General features: G+C 54.2%; 18 protein-coding genes. 7 read left to right on the forward strand and 11 right to left on the reverse strand.

Annotation, left to right across the window (positions count from 1 at the left end; genetic code table 11):
• The 5 genes from AC1Q6D_RS28370 to AC1Q6D_RS28390 all read right to left on the reverse strand — a co-directional run.
• Nucleotides 1–2049 (reverse strand): conjugal transfer protein TraG N-terminal domain-containing protein (locus AC1Q6D_RS28370; protein WP_146041498.1); only part of this gene is annotated, 2049 nt, incomplete at its 3' end.
• Nucleotides 2049–3476, reverse strand: coding sequence for a conjugal transfer protein TraH (locus AC1Q6D_RS28375; RefSeq protein ID WP_103404616.1), 1428 nt, complete (start codon nucleotides 3474–3476; stop codon nucleotides 2049–2051). The genes AC1Q6D_RS28375 and AC1Q6D_RS28370, both read right to left, overlap by 1 nt.
• Nucleotides 3460–4491 carry a conjugal transfer protein TraF gene (gene traF / locus AC1Q6D_RS28380; protein WP_256590265.1) on the reverse strand — a complete coding sequence of 344 codons (1032 nt, stop codon included), beginning with the start codon at nucleotides 4489–4491 and terminating at the stop codon, nucleotides 3460–3462. The genes AC1Q6D_RS28375 and traF overlap by 17 nt, the downstream gene beginning before the upstream one ends.
• Nucleotide 4492: 1 nt before the next feature.
• Entirely contained in the window at nucleotides 4493–4786 is a 294-nt protein-coding gene (locus AC1Q6D_RS28385; protein WP_103404615.1) for a hypothetical protein, read from the reverse strand.
• 203 nt (nucleotides 4787–4989) lie between these two features.
• Complete coding sequence (locus tag AC1Q6D_RS28390; protein ID WP_158249392.1) at nucleotides 4990–5490, reverse strand: trypsin-like serine protease; 501 nt, start codon at nucleotides 5488–5490, stop codon at nucleotides 4990–4992.
• A 326-nt stretch (nucleotides 5491–5816) separates the two neighbouring features.
• On the opposite strand from AC1Q6D_RS28390, the gene AC1Q6D_RS28395 reads away from it, so the two are divergent.
• The 3 genes from AC1Q6D_RS28395 (at nucleotide 5817) to AC1Q6D_RS28405 (ending at nucleotide 7844) form a co-directional block, all read left to right on the forward strand.
• Nucleotides 5817–6458, forward strand: a complete 642-nt coding sequence (locus tag AC1Q6D_RS28395; protein WP_103404613.1) for a cytochrome c peroxidase — start codon at nucleotides 5817–5819, stop codon at nucleotides 6456–6458.
• A 92-nt stretch (nucleotides 6459–6550) separates the two neighbouring features.
• The gene (locus AC1Q6D_RS28400) at nucleotides 6551–7297 is read left to right on the forward strand and encodes a DUF6969 family protein (RefSeq protein WP_207291507.1); all 747 of its coding nucleotides are present in this window, start codon (nucleotides 6551–6553) and stop codon (nucleotides 7295–7297) included.
• Between the two features lie 76 nt (nucleotides 7298–7373).
• Nucleotides 7374–7844 carry an arsenate reductase ArsC gene (locus AC1Q6D_RS28405; protein ID WP_103404612.1) on the forward strand — a complete coding sequence of 157 codons (471 nt, stop codon included), beginning with the start codon at nucleotides 7374–7376 and terminating at the stop codon, nucleotides 7842–7844.
• Nucleotides 7845–7899: 55 nt separating this feature from the next.
• Here AC1Q6D_RS28405 and merA read toward each other — a convergent pair whose 3' ends face one another.
• The 3 genes from merA to merT form a co-directional block, all read right to left on the reverse strand.
• Nucleotides 7900–9579, reverse strand: coding sequence for a mercury(II) reductase (merA, locus tag AC1Q6D_RS28410; protein WP_103404611.1), 1680 nt, complete (start codon nucleotides 9577–9579; stop codon nucleotides 7900–7902).
• A gap of 249 nt (nucleotides 9580–9828) precedes the next feature.
• The gene (gene merP, locus AC1Q6D_RS28415; protein WP_103404610.1) at nucleotides 9829–10104 is read right to left on the reverse strand and encodes a mercury resistance system periplasmic binding protein MerP; all 276 of its coding nucleotides are present in this window, start codon (nucleotides 10102–10104) and stop codon (nucleotides 9829–9831) included.
• A gap of 13 nt (nucleotides 10105–10117) precedes the next feature.
• Nucleotides 10118–10468 (reverse strand): mercuric ion transporter MerT, encoded by a 351-nt coding sequence (merT, locus tag AC1Q6D_RS28420; RefSeq protein ID WP_103404609.1) that lies wholly within the window; start codon nucleotides 10466–10468, stop codon nucleotides 10118–10120.
• A gap of 71 nt (nucleotides 10469–10539) precedes the next feature.
• Here merT and merR point away from each other — a divergent pair, with 71 nt between their 5' ends.
• Nucleotides 10540–10974: a mercury resistance transcriptional regulator MerR gene (gene merR / locus AC1Q6D_RS28425; protein WP_103404608.1), complete on the forward strand. Its 435-nt coding sequence runs from the start codon at nucleotides 10540–10542 to the stop codon at nucleotides 10972–10974.
• 185 nt (nucleotides 10975–11159) lie between these two features.
• Here merR and AC1Q6D_RS28430 read toward each other — a convergent pair whose 3' ends face one another.
• The 3 genes from AC1Q6D_RS28430 to AC1Q6D_RS28440 are packed head-to-tail and all read right to left on the reverse strand — an operon-like array spanning nucleotide 11160 to nucleotide 17034.
• Nucleotides 11160–14288 (reverse strand): efflux RND transporter permease subunit, encoded by a 3129-nt coding sequence (locus tag AC1Q6D_RS28430; RefSeq protein WP_103404607.1) that lies wholly within the window; start codon nucleotides 14286–14288, stop codon nucleotides 11160–11162.
• Nucleotides 14285–15781 (reverse strand): efflux RND transporter periplasmic adaptor subunit, encoded by a 1497-nt coding sequence (locus AC1Q6D_RS28435; RefSeq protein WP_103404606.1) that lies wholly within the window; start codon nucleotides 15779–15781, stop codon nucleotides 14285–14287. The genes AC1Q6D_RS28430 and AC1Q6D_RS28435 overlap by 4 nt, the downstream gene beginning before the upstream one ends.
• Entirely contained in the window at nucleotides 15778–17034 is a 1257-nt protein-coding gene (locus AC1Q6D_RS28440) for a TolC family protein (protein ID WP_103404605.1), read from the reverse strand. The genes AC1Q6D_RS28435 and AC1Q6D_RS28440 overlap by 4 nt, the downstream gene beginning before the upstream one ends.
• A gap of 946 nt (nucleotides 17035–17980) precedes the next feature.
• Between AC1Q6D_RS28440 and AC1Q6D_RS28445 the strand changes: the two genes are divergently transcribed.
• The 3 genes from AC1Q6D_RS28445 (at nucleotide 17981) to arsS (ending at nucleotide 20343) form a co-directional block, all read left to right on the forward strand.
• Entirely contained in the window at nucleotides 17981–18565 is a 585-nt protein-coding gene (locus tag AC1Q6D_RS28445) for a TetR/AcrR family transcriptional regulator (RefSeq protein ID WP_256590264.1), read from the forward strand.
• Between the two features lie 72 nt (nucleotides 18566–18637).
• Nucleotides 18638–19318, forward strand: a complete 681-nt coding sequence (locus AC1Q6D_RS28450) for a haloacid dehalogenase type II (RefSeq protein WP_103404602.1) — start codon at nucleotides 18638–18640, stop codon at nucleotides 19316–19318.
• Between the two features lie 53 nt (nucleotides 19319–19371).
• On the forward strand, nucleotides 19372–20343 hold the full coding sequence (arsS, locus tag AC1Q6D_RS28455; protein WP_103404601.1) for an arsenosugar biosynthesis radical SAM (seleno)protein ArsS: 972 nt from the start codon (nucleotides 19372–19374) through the stop codon (nucleotides 20341–20343).
• The last annotated feature ends 8 nt before the right edge of the window (nucleotides 20344–20351 follow it).

The raw sequence follows: 20351 nt of genomic DNA on the forward strand, positions 1-20351 counted from the left end.
GGTAGCTGGTGACACGAGTGTTGAGCCCACCCAACTAGGGTGACGGAAATTTCTGGGGTTCCGGCTTACATCCCCAGACAGCGTATCCGCATAGGCCTGGGAGTCAGACCGCGTTGACTGATCAGTACTTGAGGCTGTTGCCCCAGCACTCAGCCCAACGCCTCCGTTGATACCTGCTTTAACACCTGCAGGACCTCCATCAACGCCTGCAGCTGCAGTGGCACCAAGCTTGCCATCGACGCCACCGCTCAGCGCAGTGCTCGCAATAGCCGCATCGATGTTGCTAGCGCTGTACCCTTGAGATCTGAGCGCATCGTACTTTGCCTGGAAACTCGCGCTTTTATCCAAGCCGAGTGATGTTTGAAGCGAATGCCCAATATCCGCAGCTTCACCGATTGTCTTCGAGTTATCGAGCGATCTGCCCATCGTGCTCGTGAATTGCTTAGAAAAGGCCTGAGAGGAGCCCTCTGAGGTCGCCCTTGAGCTTTGAACGGATTCACTCAGCATGGACCCGACTGAAATGTTGCCACGCTGATTTTCCGATCCGTTGATGCGTACGCCCTTGTCGAAGTCGCTAGTTGCGTAGGGCGTAGTCTGCAATCCAGCTGCAGGGGTTACGACATCAGGGCTGGCAATTTTCTCGTTAATTTGGTCAGAGCCACTCATCCGTCCTGCGATCCCAGAGGCAGCAATCGCTGTACCGGAGACCAGGAACAAACATATTGCTGGGATGGAGGAGGCCATTAACCCCGCGACACCAATAGCCTGTTCAAGAGCAGGCCCCATCTGCTTGAGCATCTCGAACGACACCCCAGTCCCGCCAACGTCGAACGACGACGTCTGGAGAATGGACTCCATAGCACTCGCGGTGGACGAGACCGTGTAAAGGTTCACAATTGCCAATGCCGGCATCCAGAGCATCATCCAGGCCAGCAACATCAAATATTTGCTGATCAGGCCAATACCAAAACCGCCCATGGTAATAAGGAACGCCATCAGCGGAGTGATGGCATAAATGAGGCCTTCAAAGAAGGTCATGAATGGCCGAACATACTTCGTAAATTGCGTTCCTTCGGCTGCCCACTGGGTGTTTTGCTGAGCCATGGCCTGGCCCATCATGACGCCATACGAGCCCTGCAGATCCTCTACTGCTTTCTGACCAGGTGCTTGAAGAAATATTGGATAGAGAACCGAGGCCATTGTGTAAGCCCGGGCGTCGGTCGCTGACATATTCAGCGCGTACAGAGAATCACCAATGCGAGAGGTCACCGCATCTGGATCGACCGTCTTTCCTGGACGCTTGAAACCCGCAGTTGCGATCTCGGACATGACGTTATCAGTTGCTGAGTCCGTTAGGTTAACAAGGGCTGTATGTGCGTCAGAACAATTGAGCGTTCTACCCCCAACTGGACCATCGAAAATCTGCGTGTAATAAACGCTGCTGCTAAACCGTGCAGCGCCCATTGGGTCGTTCGCCCGGTATAGGTCGGCATAATCTTGGAGATCAGTGCCAAGCATGGGCAGCGTGCATTCACGGAAATAATTAGACCACGAGTTAACCAGGTTTTTATTGGGGCCCAATCCATTGGTGAACGATGGAATGGACATCAAATTACCAGTCACTGAGCGAACTTTCATCAGGGTTTCAATCGGGTCCGCAAAACCGTACTTTGTCATCGCAGGTGTAGAGAACGCCTGCTCAAAGAGATTCGTAAGATTGTACCCAATATTTGAGATGATCGACCCAACAGCTAGGGGACCTAGCGGGACGTTATCAACCACCGCCACATCGCCGTCATACACGTCCTCAATGATCGCCCGCCCAGAAGGGCCGTACATGGCCATGTACAACACCAGGCAAATAAGCAGTTTTTGGAATGGAATTGCGGTGTTATTGAAAACTGCTTGAAAGCCCAAGATAAGGGCTCCGATCGCAAACCCGATTTTGGCCAGAGACTCAATATCACCGGTGCCGCAGATCATGGCAACTGAGTTCAAAACCTCCTCGAGGTATACTGCAGAGCCAACAGAATAAATTGTGAACTCCATCAGTTTGGCCTCACAGGATTAGCGCCCATCGTGGCAATAAAATTGGGTGGCGGCATGATCTGCATGCGCACCTGATAGTCCTTGGCCATATCATTTTCATTGCCATATTTTGACAGCAGTGATTGGTGCTCTGAGGTGAGACGTGCGCGCGACTCAGACAGAAAGTCCTTACTGGTTTCACCAAGCTGGTCAACCATTTTTCCTTTTTTAAGAACTTCTGAGGCTACGTTGATATACGACTCAGCAAGGGAGTGGGCGCCCTCAAGAGCAAGCATTTTGGAGTGCGCGCTAACGAAGCCCTTAGCCATGTACTCACTATGTTGGGCAAGTCGCTGAATCATCGCGGAAAACCCTGTTTTTTGAAGCGCCCCAATAATCGCTACTTCATCAGAATTGAATGGACCAGCGTTGTTGGCCCACTTAAACACAATGCCTGGAGAGCTCGCATTACCATTAAATAGCTTCACTATTTTTTCTGCCAGACCGTCAAATGCTATCTGCTGAGTCTTAATAGTCATGCAAGAATCTTCGTCGCTGGAGCAATCGTAAATTGGCACAGTGTCTGTTTTTTTACCCTCAACTATGTCCTGCAAAGTAATAGACGTAGGACCATAGAATTTGGTAGTAGGAACTTTTCCTTTTCCATCGTCGGCGTTCTCAAGTGCGGTAATGAGTACAGTCCCAGTCAAGGACATAATCATCTCATCAGTTTGGCGTGATCCGTACTGGAAGAAGCCCCTGGCGTTATTTTGTGTCATAGCGCACCAGATGACGTTGCCAATGTCCTCACAGGATTTGGCTAATCCGGCGTCACTCTGCTGCTCCTTTGGAGACTTCGAGGTCAGGCTTCCGGGCATAATCGAGGCAAAGGCATCGCCGATACCCCCAGTCACGTTGATGTTTGCCGCTCTCATCGTCTCTTTAGACGTGAAGGAACTGAAAGCGTCAGTGACCAGTCCCTGGGCAAGTTGGCAAGAATTTGACATCAGACTATTAATGTCCTGCATAACTTCTTGCAGGTTCTGGATGACGTTGTGGACAGTTGGCCCCATAGCGTTCAATGCCAGTTTAAACGCGTAGCCAGAGGCAACGCCGACAGCGTTAGAAGCGACCGATCGCAACGCTTGAACGAATTGTTGGGCGTTAATGAATGAGAAAGAACCTGCGAACATGTCAATCCCGCCACAGCCAGCCTGGAAGGAGGGCGGTCTAAAGTTAACGATTGGCGTGTTGGATATTTTGTTTCTAACTCGCAATGAACCGCCAGTAATAACACCACGCGTCGCTGTTTCATACGCTCCCGGTTCTGTGCTGTTCGACATCGAATCGAACATGGAATCCAGTTGCGACTGAATGTCAGCATATGCTCCCGACGGAGCTATACCGATAGCCAAAGCCAGAATCATTGATTTACTGTTCAATCGCATTAGGGGTCTCCACGTCAATAGCCTTTCTTGCCAACTTGGCTTTCATGCTTTGCACGAATCTTTGAGGGTCATTGAGAAGTTCCTCATCAATTCCGTCCGAGTCATCAATCGACAGAAGTCCGTTGTCGAAAAACGGCTGCGTGCTCGCAAATGTTTTATGGTCGATAATCCCAGCGTCTCGCGTGGCCATCAGAATTCGATTGAACAGCACGTCGAGCGTAATGGCGCCGTATCCCACGATTGCTGTGCCTTGAGGGGGCATGGCCAAGGCGAGGGCAGGGGTCTGAAAGATCTCAAGTTTCTTGGCCTGGCCATCGTCCACCCGATAGTCCGGAAACGCGTTGTTATCCAACGGCCCGCCATCAAGCGAAACTGGAATGATGTTTATGCCAGTCGAAGTTGTGAGCGATTGCAGGACGTTTGCCTGTTCGGCACACAGCATGCAGTTTGATTTGAAGAAAAAGAAAACCCCAACCCTGTCAGCCAGGCTGCGAAGCACCTTGTCTTTGTTGGCCGTCACTTCGCGATTCATTGCATTTGCTGCATATGTCGCGACTGGACGCCGGCTATCTTCGTCGAGGAAAGGATCCTTCATGATTGCGCGCGACGAGGCCTCGGAGAACCGCGACGCTTTGTCCATCATTACGCGTTGAAGGTAGTAATAGGCCTGAACGTTCGCATCCGTCGGGTTGTCGATGGCTCGGTCACGGTACTTAGGCAGGTTCTTCTTGATCCAGGCAACACTGAACACCTCTGGACCTTTTGGGGTCGGGGGTTCGACTTTTTCTTCCGGAGGCGCCGGCTGGGGAGGCGGGGGAGGAGGCGGCAACTCCTTCTTCGGCTCCTCTTCTTCCTTAGGTGGGTCCTTGTACCAGAACCATCCTTCGGCCTTTCCCTTGTAATAGCTACTGCCGCCGGCGGCGGGCAGGGAAGATTCTTCTGGCCTCTCACTTGCGTTTACGACATGTGCAAGCGCAACTATCACCGCAGCGCTAAGAAGTATAGTGGGCCTCACGTCAAACCCCCTTATCAAGGAAGCATGCGACGGCCTCAGTACGGTATACCCAGAACCGACCAGACTTTTTACGAGCAGGGTAAATCGCCTTGACCCACCCCAGGTGCTGATAGTCGGCTGCGCCAATTTTTTTCCGGAAGTAGGTCACTGAGTAGTTCAACTCAGCTGCTACCTGGACAACGGACATATGATCGCCGTACATACGCATAAGACGCTGTAGGGTGGACTCGTTCTTTTTCTTGCTGCCAGCTGCAGCAGATGACTGTTGGCCACGACCTTGCGAGATCTGAAGCATCTCCACTCCACACATTGAAATCTGATGTTTCAATGCTAGGGAATGAGATCTACGAATAGCGGCCAATTGGGCCCAATCTGGGGGGCAGTAATTACAAAGGGCAAAGCGAGGAGCGGGTATTGGATTGCTGCAGGCTCCTTCGACCAAGGAAAGGTCCTAGGACGCAGAGCTCGACAAAGTAAGGAGGTCAGACCAAGGTGAGGCTATTCGGTTGCACAGCGCTCTAGTCCGCACATGGGGCCTGGTAGTTCGGGCTTCATCGGCTGGGCGTTTACCTGCACTCCTACCTGCGAGCGAATCCAACTCAAACGCTCTGCGTCAAGGAGCGTCACTATGGTCCCGCCACCGCACTGGGAAGAAACTCCTGACGCGCGAGAAGTGATCCCAACTAAACGGTACTGGCCGAATTGGCTCCTAACATAGACTGGGCCACCACTGTCACCAGGACAGGAATCGAACGTGCCCTGGGGGTCCCTTGCAAACAATTCACGACTCGCCTCACAACTTGCCGCCCCCGGGACTGGAGGCGGACTGCACCTTGCTGACGCTACCGGCACATCGGCGTACAGTTTGCGGCCAGAGTTCGCTTTGCCGTCTTTCCCGAATCCGAGGATTCGTACATACCTTGCGTCGTTAAGGCCACTCAGAGAGGAAATTGCAATCGGAACAGCGGGAGGCACGAATGCACTTTTTAATTTGATCACGGGGGTATGCCGAGAAAACGGAAAAATAGGACATTATTACTGTAACATTATGATTTTGCTATGATTTAAATATTTTACTGTGTTGCCTTTCCTCGTTCGAAGGGTCGCGGTAGGGGCGGCAGGTGACTGCCGTCCCTACCGCGACCGGCGAGCGGGCTGTGCTTTGGGCTAGAAAACGGCCGGGTCAAAAAATACCTGGCCATGATTCTCTCGTTCAAAATCTCCAAGAGAACCTGTAACGAATTGGCGATGGATTCATCTGACTCCTTGTAAATGACAGAAAAAGCCGTTGTTTTTTCTAGGATGGCTTACGTCGGGGAGTCACCATGAGCGCGCATCAGATATCCCAAAAAGCTCTTAACGCAACCATACCGCTGGCGTCAATGGCGTCCGCGGCAGTACTTACTATGGCCCTCGCTGAGCCGATAATGGCGGCCTCGAATGCAGCGAAACCGCCTTCAACCGCACTGTCCACACCATACACAGCGCAGAATGGTTACGCAGCCAACAAATATGCTGTGACACCCCCTTCACAGGGCACAAACCCTTGTGCAGCAACAAATCCAGGTATTGCTAAAGCTTATCCTTGTACCGCACAGGAAGTTAAACGGCCTGCTAACTACAAACCTTATCAAGGCAATGAAAGTGAGCTTGTAACATTGGGGTCAAAACTGTTCAAAGACAAACTTCTGAGTAGCAACGGTCTCTCCTGCGACACCTGTCATCAGGGCCTAAATATGTTCCAGCCATCCTTCTCCCGACCATATCCCCATGAAGTGATCATGAGTAAAAATCAGTTTGGGATGTCTCAGGTGTTTCTCGATGAGATGATACAAGTCTGTATGGTGGCCCCTATGGCAGCTGCTCCACTCGAATGGGAGTCCAAAGAGTTAGCTGCATTGGTGGCATACATAGAAACATTACAGCGGCAATTTAAGCCCAATCCTCCTGCGGCAAAGAGTCCTTAGGCCAAAAAATGGGTCTCTAGCCGAGCAATCGCATCGTAGATACCAGATTCAGAGGCGTAGCCTTTCGTAACCACTATTCTCAGGATTAAAAGATGAACGACCAGCCCACAGGACTCAGTTCGGCAGTAGCTGAGTTACCTATCCCCATCATGCAAGTCGGTTCGATTTCACAGGCATCGCGTCATGAGATGCTTTCAGCCTCCAAGGTCATTGTCGATTGTCAGCGAGCACTAAGCAAAGCCGGTTTCAACGTGGTGGGAGAGGTGATTAAGGGGCATGAAGGTTTCTTCGAGATGAACCATTATCCAGACGGTGATGTGTTCGATCAGGAGAGCCACGCTCAATACTACTACCACGCCCATCGAGAGGGTGGCCTTGAGCATGGACATTTCCATACCTTTATGCGCGCACAGGGCATCGCTTCAGGCGTCACCCCCATGGACTATCCTAAGGCTAGCGAAGAGTGGCCGCGAGGCGATCAAGCGATTGCTCATCTGATTGCAATCTCGATGGATCCATGGGGGCTACCAATTGGACTTTTTGCTTGCAACCGCTGGGTGACAGGTGAAACTTGGTACTCTTCAACCGACACGATCAATATGCTGAAAGATTTTTCAGTAGATCATGCTTATCCGTCCTGGCCGACCAACCTCTGGCTGACCTCAATGCTGAGACTGTTTCGTCCACAGATTGAGGCGCTATTGACTCATCGCGATATGGTGGTGGGAGCGTGGCAGCACATGCATCCAGAACACGATGCCCTAGAAGATCGAACATTGGAGATTACAGGCTATCTGAGCATCTCAGTCGAGGAGTGGGTCAGCGCACTGCAAGCCTAGCGCTGAGCGGTTTGAACTGCAGTTGTTTTGGCGATACTCGTGCCAACATATTTCACTATGTATATGAGTTTCAACGATGAAAATCTTATTTGTCTGCACAGCCAACAGTTGTCGCAGTATCCTCTCCGAAGCCATCTTTAATAGTGTCGCCCCCTCTGGAATGCAAGCGTTCAGTGCGGGCAGCCATCCTTCCGGCTTAATTCATCCGCAGAGTCTAAAGGCGCTTAAACGCGAGGGGATCATCGCCGAAGAGTTGTTCAGTAAATCAATCGAAATTCACCGTTATCTTGATCCAAATTTCGTAATTACTGTATGTGACAAAGCGGCTGCAGAGGCTTGTCCAATCGTGTTTGGTACTGCGATAAAAGCCCATTGGGGGCTGGCAGATCCATCCGACATTAGCGGATCCCCGGATCAAATCAACGATGCATTCGATGCGACCGTAGCGCACATCAAAAAACGAGTGAACTTGTTCATGGCGATACCGCACAAACAACTCAACCGAGGCCAACTCATGGCTGAAATGGCACTGATTGGCTGCCTATGAGATTTTTGGTCGTATAAAGTTGCTTGCCAACGAAACCAATTTTCGATTGTTCTGCTTATCCGGCGCAGCATGATAATTGCTTGATGTCCTTTGTGAAGGTCTGTGCACAGAGCTTGAGCCCCTCAACCATTGTCAAATATGGGAACAATAGCTCGGTCAGGTCGTTCACCGTCATCCGGTTACGAATGGCCAGCACGGCAGTCTGAATCAGCTCACCCGCTTCTGGCGCCACGATTTGAACTCCAATCAGTCGCCGAGAGCTTGCCTCAACCACCAACTTGATGAAGCCGCGGGTGTCAAAGTTAGCGAGCGCACGAGGCACATTGTCCAGGCTCAGGGTGCGGCTGTCGGTTTCGATATTTTGTGCATGTGCTTCGGCTTCGGTTAGGCCCGTGGTGGCGACTTGCGGATCGGTAAACACCACCGTCGGCATTGCCGTCAGATTGAGAGCGACGTCCCCGCCTGCCATATTGATGGCGGCACGGGTGCCGGCTGCTGCGGCCACATAAACGAATTGCGGCTGGTCCGTGCAGTCACCCGCTGCATAAATGTGCTGCGTATTGGTGCGCATGCCTTGGTCAATGACGATCCCTCTCTGCGCATTGATCGCGACACCCGACGCTGCCAACGCCAAGTTGCGCGTATTAGGTGTGCGTCCGGTCGCAACCAAGAGTTGGTCTGCACGGAACTCGCCTTGCTCGGTGGAGATTAAAAACTCCCCCTCAACATAGGCGACGTTGTTGGCCTCTGCATGCTCAAGCACACTGATACCTTCGGATCGGAAGGCGGCCGTGATGGCTTCACCGATGGCCGGATCTTCACGGAAGAGTAGGGTACTTCGAGCTAAGATAGTCACCTGGCTACCCAGTCGGGCAAAAGCCTGAGCGAGTTCCAGCGCCACTACCGACGAGCCGATCACGGCCAAGCGTTCGGGGATGCTGTCGCTGGCCAAGGCTTCGGTGGAAGTCCAAAAAGGCGTGTCCTTGAGGCCATTAATCACCGGAATAGCTGGACTGGCGCCGGTGGCAACCAGGCAGCGATCGAACTCTAGCACAAGCTCGCGACCATCATTCAACGTTACAATGAGGTTTTGGCTGTCTTGGAAACGGGCCTCTCCGCGTAGCATGGTGATCTCAGGGGTGTTCTTCAGAATACCTTCGTATTTGGTGTGGCGCAGTTCGTCCACTCGAGCTTGCTGCTGTGTAAGCAGCTGATCACGCCGGACGATTGACTTCGTAGCAGGCAATCCCGCGTCAAACGGACTCTTGCGGCGCAGGTGGGCGATATGCGCGGCGCGAATCATGATTTTCGATGGTACGCACCCGACATTGACACAGGTACCACCGATGGTGTCTCGTTCGATCAAGGTAACCCTTGCTCCGAGCTCAACAGCCTTCAACGCCGCTGCCATGGCGGCTCCGCCACTGCCGATAATGGCTATGTGCAGCGATTGCTCGCTGTCCGTTTGCTTTTTTACTGTGTCTTGGCCATCCAGCGCTCGGTCGAATAGACTGGAAGACGACCTTGGACTGTGATCGAGTCGCACGTTATAGCCGAGCGCTGTTGCCGCTGCGATGAGCAACTTTGTGCTCAAGCGTCCATCGGTCGTAATCGTTGCCAATCCCTGAGGATAGGTCACGCTCACCGAGCGCACGCCCTCGACCTTCTCTAATGCCTGCTTGAAGTGTTTGGTGCAAGATACGCAGGTCATGCCCTCCACTTGTAGTTGAATCATTATTTTTCTCCCGTCTTCGAGTTGTCTGTACCGCACACGCAGTACGTTATGCTTTTTGTGCACGGCATAAAGGGTCAAAGCAATGGAGGCAACAACCACTTGTAACGATAAGTAGACCAGGTATCGGGTTAAGGTGGATGGGTCGACTACCCCGAGCAGCGCCACTCGCAGAGGCGACGCTCGAGGCAATTCCGTCAGTAGCTATTTGGTCAAACCAACCTTCATCAACCGTATTGGAGTGGTTCATCGTCACTTCTTGAGCGAGGCTGGGTAGCCCGCGTTTTCACTGGCTTTAGTCAGAGCGTCGATACTGGTTTTGGTATCATCGAATGTGACAGTTGCTTCGCGGTCCTCGAAACGGATTTCGGTCTTGCTTACGCCCTCTACCTTGTTCAATGCCTTCTTCACGGTAATCGGGCAGGCTGCGCAGGTCATGCCAGGTACCGACAGGGTCACCGTCTGGGTGGCGGCCCACACAGGGGAAATAGCAGCAGTAAAAGCGAGTGCGACAAACAAACTTTTCATCACGAACTCCTGATCAGTAGAACAAGGAGAGGAGGTAAGGGAAGGCCAGCGCAATCAGAACAAGTGCCATCACTACCCAGAATATGTATTTGTAGCCAGTTCGCACCTGTGAAATCGCACAAACCTCCCCAGGTTTACAGGTTTCTGAACATCTAAATATACGTCGGTAAGCCAAGAGCAATGCCACCAGTGATACAACGATAAAGATCGGGCGATACGGTTCCAGAACGGTTAGGTTGCTGATCCAAGCGCCACTAAAACCCAAGGTAATCAGCACCAGCGGCCCCAGGCAGCAGGTAGAGGCAAGGATCGCCGCGAAACCTCCGGCGAAGAGTGCGTTACGCCCGCTTTTTGAGTCGGACATGCATTTTTCCTTTCGAAAGTGTAATTGATGACTTAACGTTAACTCCGTAGTCATGTACGGAATCAAGTATCATGCAGAACAATCGAGAGAGCCTGACCATAGGTGCCTTCGCCAAGGTCGCCGGAGTCAATGTGGAAACCATCCGTTTCTATCAACGTAAGGGGCTATTGCCCGAGCCGGATAAGCCTTACGGCAGCATTCGCCGTTATGGAGACGCGGATGTAGCGCGGTTACGATTCGTAAAGTCAGCACAGCGTATAGGCTTCAGCTTGGACGAAATTGTAGGATTACTGCGACTGGAGGACGGTACTCACTGCGAGGAAGCCAGCAGCCTGGCAGAGCACAAGCTTAAAGACGTGCGAGAGAAGTTGGCAGACTTGAAACGTATGGAGGCTGCCCTATCTGAGCTTGTGCGTGCTTGCCACTCGAGGGAGGGAAACATTTCCTGCCCGCTAGTTGCCTCGTTACAGGGTGGCGCGCTTCTCCCCGCGCTGGCTATGCCATAGCGAATGGCTTTTTCGAGTACTGAGTACATGCCCAGATTGGCGGAAAGCTTCATAGACTTCATGCATACGTCGCATTTGTTGGTTCTGGTGGATACCGACACTCTCAGTTGGACTTGGTGAAAGGACCCACTAGATCAGGTTCTAGCTAATCCTTTCACTTCGATCAACTCGGTTTTACAGTAGGTTCAACGTTTCAGGTGTCGACGACGTAAAAGATGAAAGGCCGCCGGAATAACGAACAGGGACAATAGTGGCGCGGTGATCATGCCGCCGACCATGGGCGCGGAAATTCTGCTCATCACTTCGCTGCCGGTACCGCTACCCAGGAGGATGGGTAGCAAGCCGGCAATGATCACGGCCACCGTCATGGCCTTGGGTCGAACCCGCTGCACCGCGCCTTCGCGAACTGCATCGATTAGCCCACGCTCAGTGTTGTCACCAAGTTCTTCACGTTCGGCCCAGGCGTTCTTCAGGTAGAGCAGCATGATCACGCCAAATTCGGCAGACACACCGGCCAAGGCGATAAAGCCGACACCGGTGGCCACTGACAAATTGTATCCCAGCAGATAGAGGAACCATGCCCCGCCAGTCAGTGCGAACGGTAAGGTAGCCATGATCAGCAAGGCCTCGTCGAAGCGGGCGAGCGTCAGGTAAAGCAGTACGAAAATGATCAGTAGCGTCGCCGGCACCACCAGCTTGAGCCTTGCATTGGCCCGTTCGAGAAACTCGAACTGACCCGAGTAGCTCAGGCTCATGCCTGGCTGCAACTTGACTTGTTCACTGACGACCCGGCGCAGGTCGGCGACCACTGAGGCAATATCTCGACCACGTACGTCGATGTACACCCAGCCAGAAGGTCGAGCGTTTTCGCTTTTGAGCATCGGCGGGCCGTCGCTGACCTTGATCTTCGCCACCGTGCCGAGGGTGATCTGGCTCCCCAAGGGGGTGTAGATCGGCAGCTGCTCCAGGGCGCCGAGCGAGTCACGCCACTCGCGGGGGTAACGCACATTGATCGGGAAGCGGGCGAGCCCTTCAATGGTCTCCCCGATGTTTTCGCCGCCAATAGCCCCGGCCACGATCGACTGCACATTGGCAATATTCAGTCCGTAGCGGGCGGCCGCCTTGCGGTCGATATCCACGTCGATATAGCGGCCACCGGTCAGTCGCTCGGCCAGGGCCGAACTGACCCCGGGTACGTCCTTAGCCGCGCGTTCGACAGCCTGAGTAGCCGCATCGATCTCCGTCAGGTTGGTGCCGGCAATTTTCACCCCAATCGGGCTCTTGATCCCAGTGGCGAGCATGTCGATACGGTTGCGGATTGGCGGTATCCAGATGTTGGTCAATCCAGGGACACGTACCTCCCGATCCAACTCTTCCACCAGCTTTTCCTGGGTCATTCCTGGGCGCCACTGCTCGCGCGGCTTGAATTGAATGGTGGTCTCGAACATCTCCAGCGGTGCCGGATCGGTGGCAGTTTCGGCGCGGCCAGCTTTACCAAAGACGTGCTCGACTTCGGGCACCGTCTTGATCAGGCGGTCAGTCTGCTGCAGTAGCTGCGCCGCTTTCTGCGCTGACAACCCAGGTAGGGCCGAAGGCATATAGAGCAGATCGCCCTCGTCCAGCGCAGGGAGGAACTCGCCACCCAAGCGAGAGATCGGCCATATCGCGCTGAGAAAGACCAGTAGCGCGACCAGCATGGTGATTTTGGGCCTACGCAGCACCGCGTCCAGGGCCGGTTGATAGATCCTGATCAGCCAACGGTTCAACGGGTTTTGTTGTTCATTGGGAATACGCCCGCGAATCCAGTAGCCCATCAGTACCGGCACCAGGGTCACCGACAGTCCGGCCGCCGCCGCCATGGCATAGGTCTTGGTGAAGGCGAGGGGACCAAACAGGCGGCCCTCTTGAGCCTCCAGGGTGAACACCGGAATGAACGACAGGGTGATGATCAACAGACAGAAAAACAGGGCCGGCCCCACCTCAGTCGCCGCTTCGGTCATCACCTGCCAGTGATGTTCGCCCTTCAGCTCTTCCCCCGGATGGGCCGCGTGCCAGGCCTCGACCTTCTTGTGGGCGTTTTCGATCATTACCACGGCGGCGTCGACCATGGCGCCGATGGCGATAGCAATCCCTCCCAGCGACATGATGTTGGCGTTGATCCCTTGATGACGCATGACGATGAAGGCAATCAGTACCCCAACCGGCAGGGAGATAATGGCCACCAGGGATGAGCGCAGGTGCCAGAGGAATATCCCGCAGACCAATGCGACGATTATGAACTCCTCAAGCAGTTTGTGGCTGAGATTTTCCACGGCGCGATCGATCAGCTTGCTGCGGTCGTAGGTGGTGACGATTTCCACCCCCGCCGGCAGACTGCTTTTCAAGTCGTCGAGTTTGGCCTTGACCGCCGCAATGGTCTCGCGAGCGTTCTTGCCGCTGCGCAGAATCACCACGCCACCGACTGTCTCGCCTTCGCCGTCGAGTTCGGTGATGCCGCGACGCATTTCCGGCCCCAACTGGATCGTTGCCACATCGCCAAGGGTCACCGGCACGCCACCTGCACCGAGCTTGAGTGGAATCGCGCGAAAGTCATTGAGGGTCTTCAGGTAGCCTGAGGCGCGGACCATGAATTCAGTCTCCGCCATCTCCAGCACGGCGCCACCGGTTTCCTGATTGGCCTTGCCAATAGCCTTGCTCACCTCAGCCTGAGTGATACCCAGGTTGGCCAGTTTGAGCGGATCGAGCTGCACCTGGTACTGCTTGACCATGCCGCCGATGGTGGCCACTTCCGCAACGTTGGGCAGGGTCTTGAGTTCGAATTTGAGGAACCAGTCCTGAAGTGCGCGCAGCTGCGCCAGGTCGTGTCCGCCACTGCGATCTACCAGTGCGTACTGATAGATCCAGCCCACCCCTGTGGCATCTGGCCCCAGGGCCGGTTTGGCGGTGGCTGGCAGGCGGCTTTGTATCTGGCTCAGATATTCCAACACCCGCGAGCGAGCCCAATACAAATCGGTACCGTCTTCGAACAGCACGTACACGAAGCTGTCGCCGAAAAAGGAAAAACCACGCACCGTCTTGGCTCCCGGCACCGAGAGCATGGTGGAGGCCAACGGATAGGTCACCTGGTTCTCAACGATCTGCGGCGCTTGTCCCGGATAAGGGGTGCGGATGATGACCTGAACATCGGAGAGGTCCGGCAGTGCATCGATGGGAGTGGTCTGAACCGACCATACGCCCCAGACCGTGACGAACAGCGTGGCCAGCAGTACCAGGAAGCGGTTGGCCACTGACCAGCGGATAAGTGCGGCGATCATGGCTGGCCCCCTAGTTTTTCCAGACGCTCGACTCGCAAACCATCGTCGGTTTGACTGACTGATACACGAACCTTGTCGCCCGCCTTGAGTCCTTGCATGAGTGCAGGGTCCGCCAATGGGAAGGTCATGGTCATGCCAGGCATGCCCAGCGTCTTGAACGGCCCATGGGCGAGGGTCACGTCTTTGCTATTGATCTGTACGACTTGCCCATCTGCCTCATGAAAGGCTGAGGCTGAGGCTGAGGCTGTTGCGGGAGGTGGTGGCATTTCCAGCGTTCGCGCGACGATGCCCTTGAGGCTGGCCTCGGAGTCGAGCAGGAACTGTCCAGAGGAGACCACTTGCTGGCCTTCCTCCAGACCGTTCAACACCACCGTCTTGCCTTCGTTTTCCTGCCCGAGTTGCACCTCTACGGGTCGGTAGCGACCAGCGTCTTCGGCGAGCATCACCAGGACGCGTCGGCCGGTGCGAATGACGGCCTCGCTCGGCACCCACAACACACTTTGCCCGGTCGAGCGGTTCAGGCGTACCTGCGCGGTCAAACCCGGCCTGAGGCGCCCGTCCGGATTGGGTAGTTCCACCCGCACACGAAGGGTGCGGCTGTCCGGATTGGTTTCGGGCAAAATCGCGCTGACCTTGCCATTGAGCGTTGTCCCTGAGAAGGCTGGCAGACGCGCTTCGACCGCCTGCCCCAAGGTTATCGATCCGGTCTCCGATTCTGGAACGGCCACCGCTAGCCAGACACTGCTCAAGCCATTGACGCGTGCCAACGTATCGCCGGCCGCCACGGTCATACCCGTACGTACATCCAACTCTTGCAGCACACCGCTAATGGGGCTGGAGAGGGTCAGGTTAGGCTGAATCTTGCCGCTGCGTTCTACCTGGGTAATCAGCGCCGCCGGCATCCCGGTGAGGTGCAAGCGTTGGCGTGCCGCCACCAACAAGTCAGCATCGCCATTACGTTTAAGTGCGAGGAATTCTTCCTGTGCTGCAGCCCATTCCGGTACCAGGATATCCGCCAATGGCGCATTAGCCTTGAGCACATCGCCGGGAGCACGGGCATAGACCCGCTCCACAAAGCCAGCGGTACGCGCCTGAATCACGGCGACATCCCGCTCGTTGAACGCGAGCACGCCGACCACGTCCAGGCTGGAAGCGAGGACTCCGCGAGTGACTGTCGCGAGGCGCAAACCGAGATTCTGGGTCAGGCTTGGGTCGATACTGATGGCTGTACTATCCGCCGCAGCATCCGCGTACCGGGGCACTAACGCCATATCCATGAAGGGCGATTTGCCCGGCTTATCGAATTTCTGCTGCGGCTTCATCGGATCGTACCAATACAGCACCTTGCGTTCGTCTTGTGTCTTGGGGGCCTGTTCAGTGGCCGCTCCAGGTATGATGCTGATACGCTGCTGAGCAAACCAGTAACCGCCGACAACCCCCAAGGTGACCGACAAGCCAGTCAACAGAGCCCCTTTCCAGATTCGCGTGCTCATTGGCTAGTTTCCCCGTAGGTGAAATACAAGCGCGCACTGGTCAGTGCTCGCTGTTCTTCGAAGTCGATATGTTTGAGGCGAGCCTCGATGAGTTCTCGACGCGCAGCGATGACCGGTGCCAAGTCGCCTTTACCGGCGCGGTAGCTGGCAATGCTCAGTTCTACCTTTTCCTTGGCCAGAGGCAACAGGCTGTCCTGGCTGCGTCGTACGGCACGGTTCAGGCGCTCGTACTCGGCCAGATCTGCCTCCAGTTGCTCGGTATGCTCGCGTGTCAGGGCTTCGCGCTCGGCCTCCAATTGATTGAGTTCGGCGTGTTTGGCGGCGATTTTCGGGTTCTGTCGGGAGTCAGGGAACAGTGGCAGGTCGAAGGTGAACTGCACGCTGACCATGTCGCCGAACTGACGACCGCGGCGCTGGTAATCGAGTTCCCAGCCCCAGTCGGATTGCTTTTGCGCCTCGGCTTCACGCACCTTGGCTTGCGCCTCGCGAGTCATCGGCTCGAAGGCCGCCAGAGCAGGGTGATGTTGCAGTTTGTGGACATAACCCGAAGTATCGAGGGGCCATTGCGGCAGATTGCCTACTGGTTGGTCATTGGCGGCTGGACCAATCCAGCGTTTGAGTGCCGCTCGGGCTTGCGCACGCAAGAGGATCAAATCATCCTGTTGTTCCGCCAACTGAGCCGCCTCCTGCTTCGGCGTGACCGCATCGGCAGGCTGAGCACGACCGCCGGCGATCTGAGCCCGAACGGTATCGGCCAACAGACGATTTTCCCGGTAAAAGTCCTGGAACAGCGTTTCTTTACGATCGACGGAGTAACTGCTGATCCAGGCCAATGCGGTGGCCTGACGGACATTCAGGCGCTCCACACGACCTTCAGCCGCAGCTCGATCGACGGCAGCCTCGGCGACCTCGATACGTGCTTTGCGTTTGTCACGATTGGGTACTTCTTGCCTAACCCCAACCGATTGCTGGGTCATGAAGTCCTGGTCAATAGTCCAACGATTCGGACCGCCAATGGGGTAGTTCTGTACGCCCAGCAGCAATTTCGGATCGGGTAGTTCGCCAGCTGGAACGGCAGCGCTACTGGCGGCCTGCAGTTTCGCGGCTTGGGCGGTCAGCGATGGAGCATTGCTTTCGGCCAGTCGCAAGGCTTCATCGAGTGTCAGGGGGGCGGCGAGGCTCGGCAGTGCGAGTACGCTTGCCACTAGGGCAGCCACGACGGGCCATCCTGTGCAATAGCGTTTGGGATTCATGCTCACGATTCCTGTGATGTTCCACTGCGCGCCTCATTAGACATGCGCGCAGATATGCCATTCCACTAGCGTGGGATGGAACTCAGTGTGGTACAGGAATCAGGTACGAGGAGGTCGCCAAACTCCGAACGGGGCGCTGGCGGGCAAGAAGTCGTTGAATGGTTGAGCGTCAATACGGGTTGGCAACGTGGACGGAGATCTTATGATCAGTACTTGCAGCATGCAGCCGGTCTTGCATTCCTGGCCGGGTTTGCAGGGGTTTCCATGATCAGAGTGGTTACCCTCGTCTTGGCAACAATTGTGGGCTTTGTCGCCGATGCTTGGCGCACCTGCTGCCTTCATCGGGCAAAGCTCTGTGGCCGCAGCAAGCCCAGCAATCCCGTTGAAGGGAAGGGCAATGCAAAGCAGAAGGCAGATACCGAGCCGAGCAAGTGTTTTCATATCAATGCCAAGGTTATTGGGAGGCGAACATAGGCATAGCACCACGTCGTCAAGTCATCCACAGTAGCAGCACTGGGACCTTACGCTACGAATAGCAATATTTCGAGGTCCAAATGAGGCATCCACTTTCAGCAGCAAAACCATGAGCCATTTTGACTTGACCTAGCAAGAAAGTGATCAAGTGCTCCGGTAGTGCCTCACCTGGGTTGAGCGCTGATTGTTCACATAGATGACTTTCAGTGCGTGTTGTTACATCTCAACAAATTCAGCAAGTGATTTGCACGCCTACGACAGCGGAGCTCCGCTGGGCGCTCAGCGTCAAAAGCATTGCTATGGTGCACGCTTGCGTCCTTACATCGGTGGAGAAATTGACTAGTGAAAGCCGCAGCAGGGTATAGCGCGAAACCTAAGCGCTCATACACCTTGGAAAAATTGACTTTATCCTTCCTGACTTGGTGTTTGGGGCTCACTTCCTATAGCGAACCGAATAGTCCATAATCCACCCATGAATCGTGGACGCCCAAGAATTTTTAACCCTGAATATGTGCTAGAAAGCGCAATGCAGCTTTTTTGGCGCAAAGGTTATGAAGCGACCAGCCTGCAAGATCTACTGCAAGCTACTGGGCTGTCGAAAAGTAGTCTCTACGATAGTTTTGGTAACAAGCAGAGTTTGTTTGAAGCTGCATTTACCCGTTACTTCGATATGCGAGCTGTCTTGATGCGGGAGGAGCTGGGCAGGGCTGCCAGCCCCTTGGCTTTCATTCGCAACTGTTTGAACTCGGTTCTTGAGGACGTAGCCCCTGGACACGGGCCGCGTGGATGCATGCTCGTGAACGTCGCAAACGAGTTTTCGACCAATGACCCATCTGTAGAAAAGCTAATATTTCTTGCGACTCGCCGTTTTCGCGAAGTCTTCGTTGAAGCTTTCGAACAAGCCAAAATAAGTGGCGAGGTATCCCAGTCTAAAGACCCCGCGTCACTTGCCCTTTTTATGCATTGTGCGATGAGTGGTTTGCGTACTCAGGTCAAATCCGGGATTGCTCGGAAAGAAATTCTTACAGTTATTGAAATAATCATGGCGAATTTCTGATATTTTTTTGCCTATAATTGGACTGATCGGTTCGTATATGACCGCATCAGCGTCACTACTGAGGATCTCCAGATGACTCCAACAATCGCTTTCGATGTCTACGGTACGTTGATCAACACAAAATCCGTAGAGAGAGCCTTGGGATTGCTGGTTGGCCAAAAATCTGTGGTTATCTCGGAGCTTTGGAGACAGAAGCAGTTGGAATACAGCTTTCGACGAGGACTGATGCGCGATTATCAGGACTTCTCTGTTTGTACGCATGACGCCCTTCTGTTCGCTTGTGAGAGCCATGGTGTGACGCTTAGCACCACAGAGCAGGAGCAGGCGATGCATGCCTATACAGAGCTGGAGGCTTTCGATGACGTGAAAGGGGGGCTGGCTGACTTGCAAAGCTCAAAGCTCCGACTGTTTGCTTTCTCCAACGGCAGTCGAACTGCCATCGACGCCCTCTTGCGGTATGCAACGCTACGAGAGAGCTTTATTGATGTATTGAGCGTTGAGGACGTGCGGTCCTTCAAGCCGGACCCAATTGTATATGAACACCTCGTCAAACAATGTGAGGTGCCCGCAGGAGAGGTTTGGCTGGTCTCCAGCAATCCTTTCGACGTCATTGGGGCCGCTAACTACGGTTTGCGTACCGCTTGGCTACGTCGCGATCCAACGGTGAATTTTGATCCTTGGGGTGTGGCGCCTGATCTTGTTCTAGGAGGGTTTGACGATATCGCTAGCAAAATACAAGCGGCTAGTTTGTAACGCAGGCCTGTCTTGAGTCTCAAACTCAGAAGCTCCCAAGAGTAACCCTTGCTATGCACGCGACCTTACCTCTCCTGAACGCTCTAGATTTCCCGTCAATACGCCGAGGTCAGCTAGAAGCCCTGCAGGTCAATCTTACCTATTTGTGTAACCAACGCTGCCTGCATTGTCATGTCAACGCCGGGCCAACACGCACTGAAGCCATGACCGATGAAAGTCTCGTGTTGCTACATCAGGTTATTGATGCACATTCGGTTCATACGCTCGACCTAACGGGTGGAGCGCCTGAAATGCATCCGCGCTTCAGGGAGATTGTCATCCATGCGCGGCGCGAAGGTTTACGTGTAATTGATCGCTGCAATCTGACGATTTTGAGTGAGCCGGGTTACGAGGATCTAGCCGACTTCCTCGCGCAACAGCGGGTTGAAGTCAGTGCATCCTTGCCATGCTACTCACGGGGAAACGTCGACAAACAACGCGGTGACGGCGTTTTCGATGCCAGCATTAAGGGGCTTAAAAAACTCAATGCCTTGGGGTACGGCATCGACGGCAGTGATCTCATCTTGAACTTGGTTTACAACCCGCAAGGCCCAAATCTTCCCCCACCTCAGATGCAGCTTGAAACTGACTACAAAGTCCATCTGGCCGAGGACTTTGGCATTCACTTCAACCACCTACTCACCATTACCAATCAACCAATTGCCCGCTTTGGCAGCACCCTGGTGAGTAAAGGCCAATTCAACAGCTACATGCAATTGTTGCGTGACAGCTACCGCCCAGAGAATCTCGAAGCCGTAATGTGTCGCAGCCTGGTCAGTGTCGACTGGCAGGGTTATCTATATGACTGCGACTTCAATCAGATGCTCGAACTACCACTGTCAGACCTGATCGGTCGCGATCGACCTCATTTGCGTGATTTGCTCAACGGCCAAAGTTTAGAAGGTAATCGCATTGTTACTCGAGATCATTGCTACGCCTGTACCGCAGGTCAAGGTTCAAGTTGTACTGGCGCACTCAAGGACTAGGGATGATT

Source organism: Pseudomonas sp. MT92 (assembly GCF_058792515.1).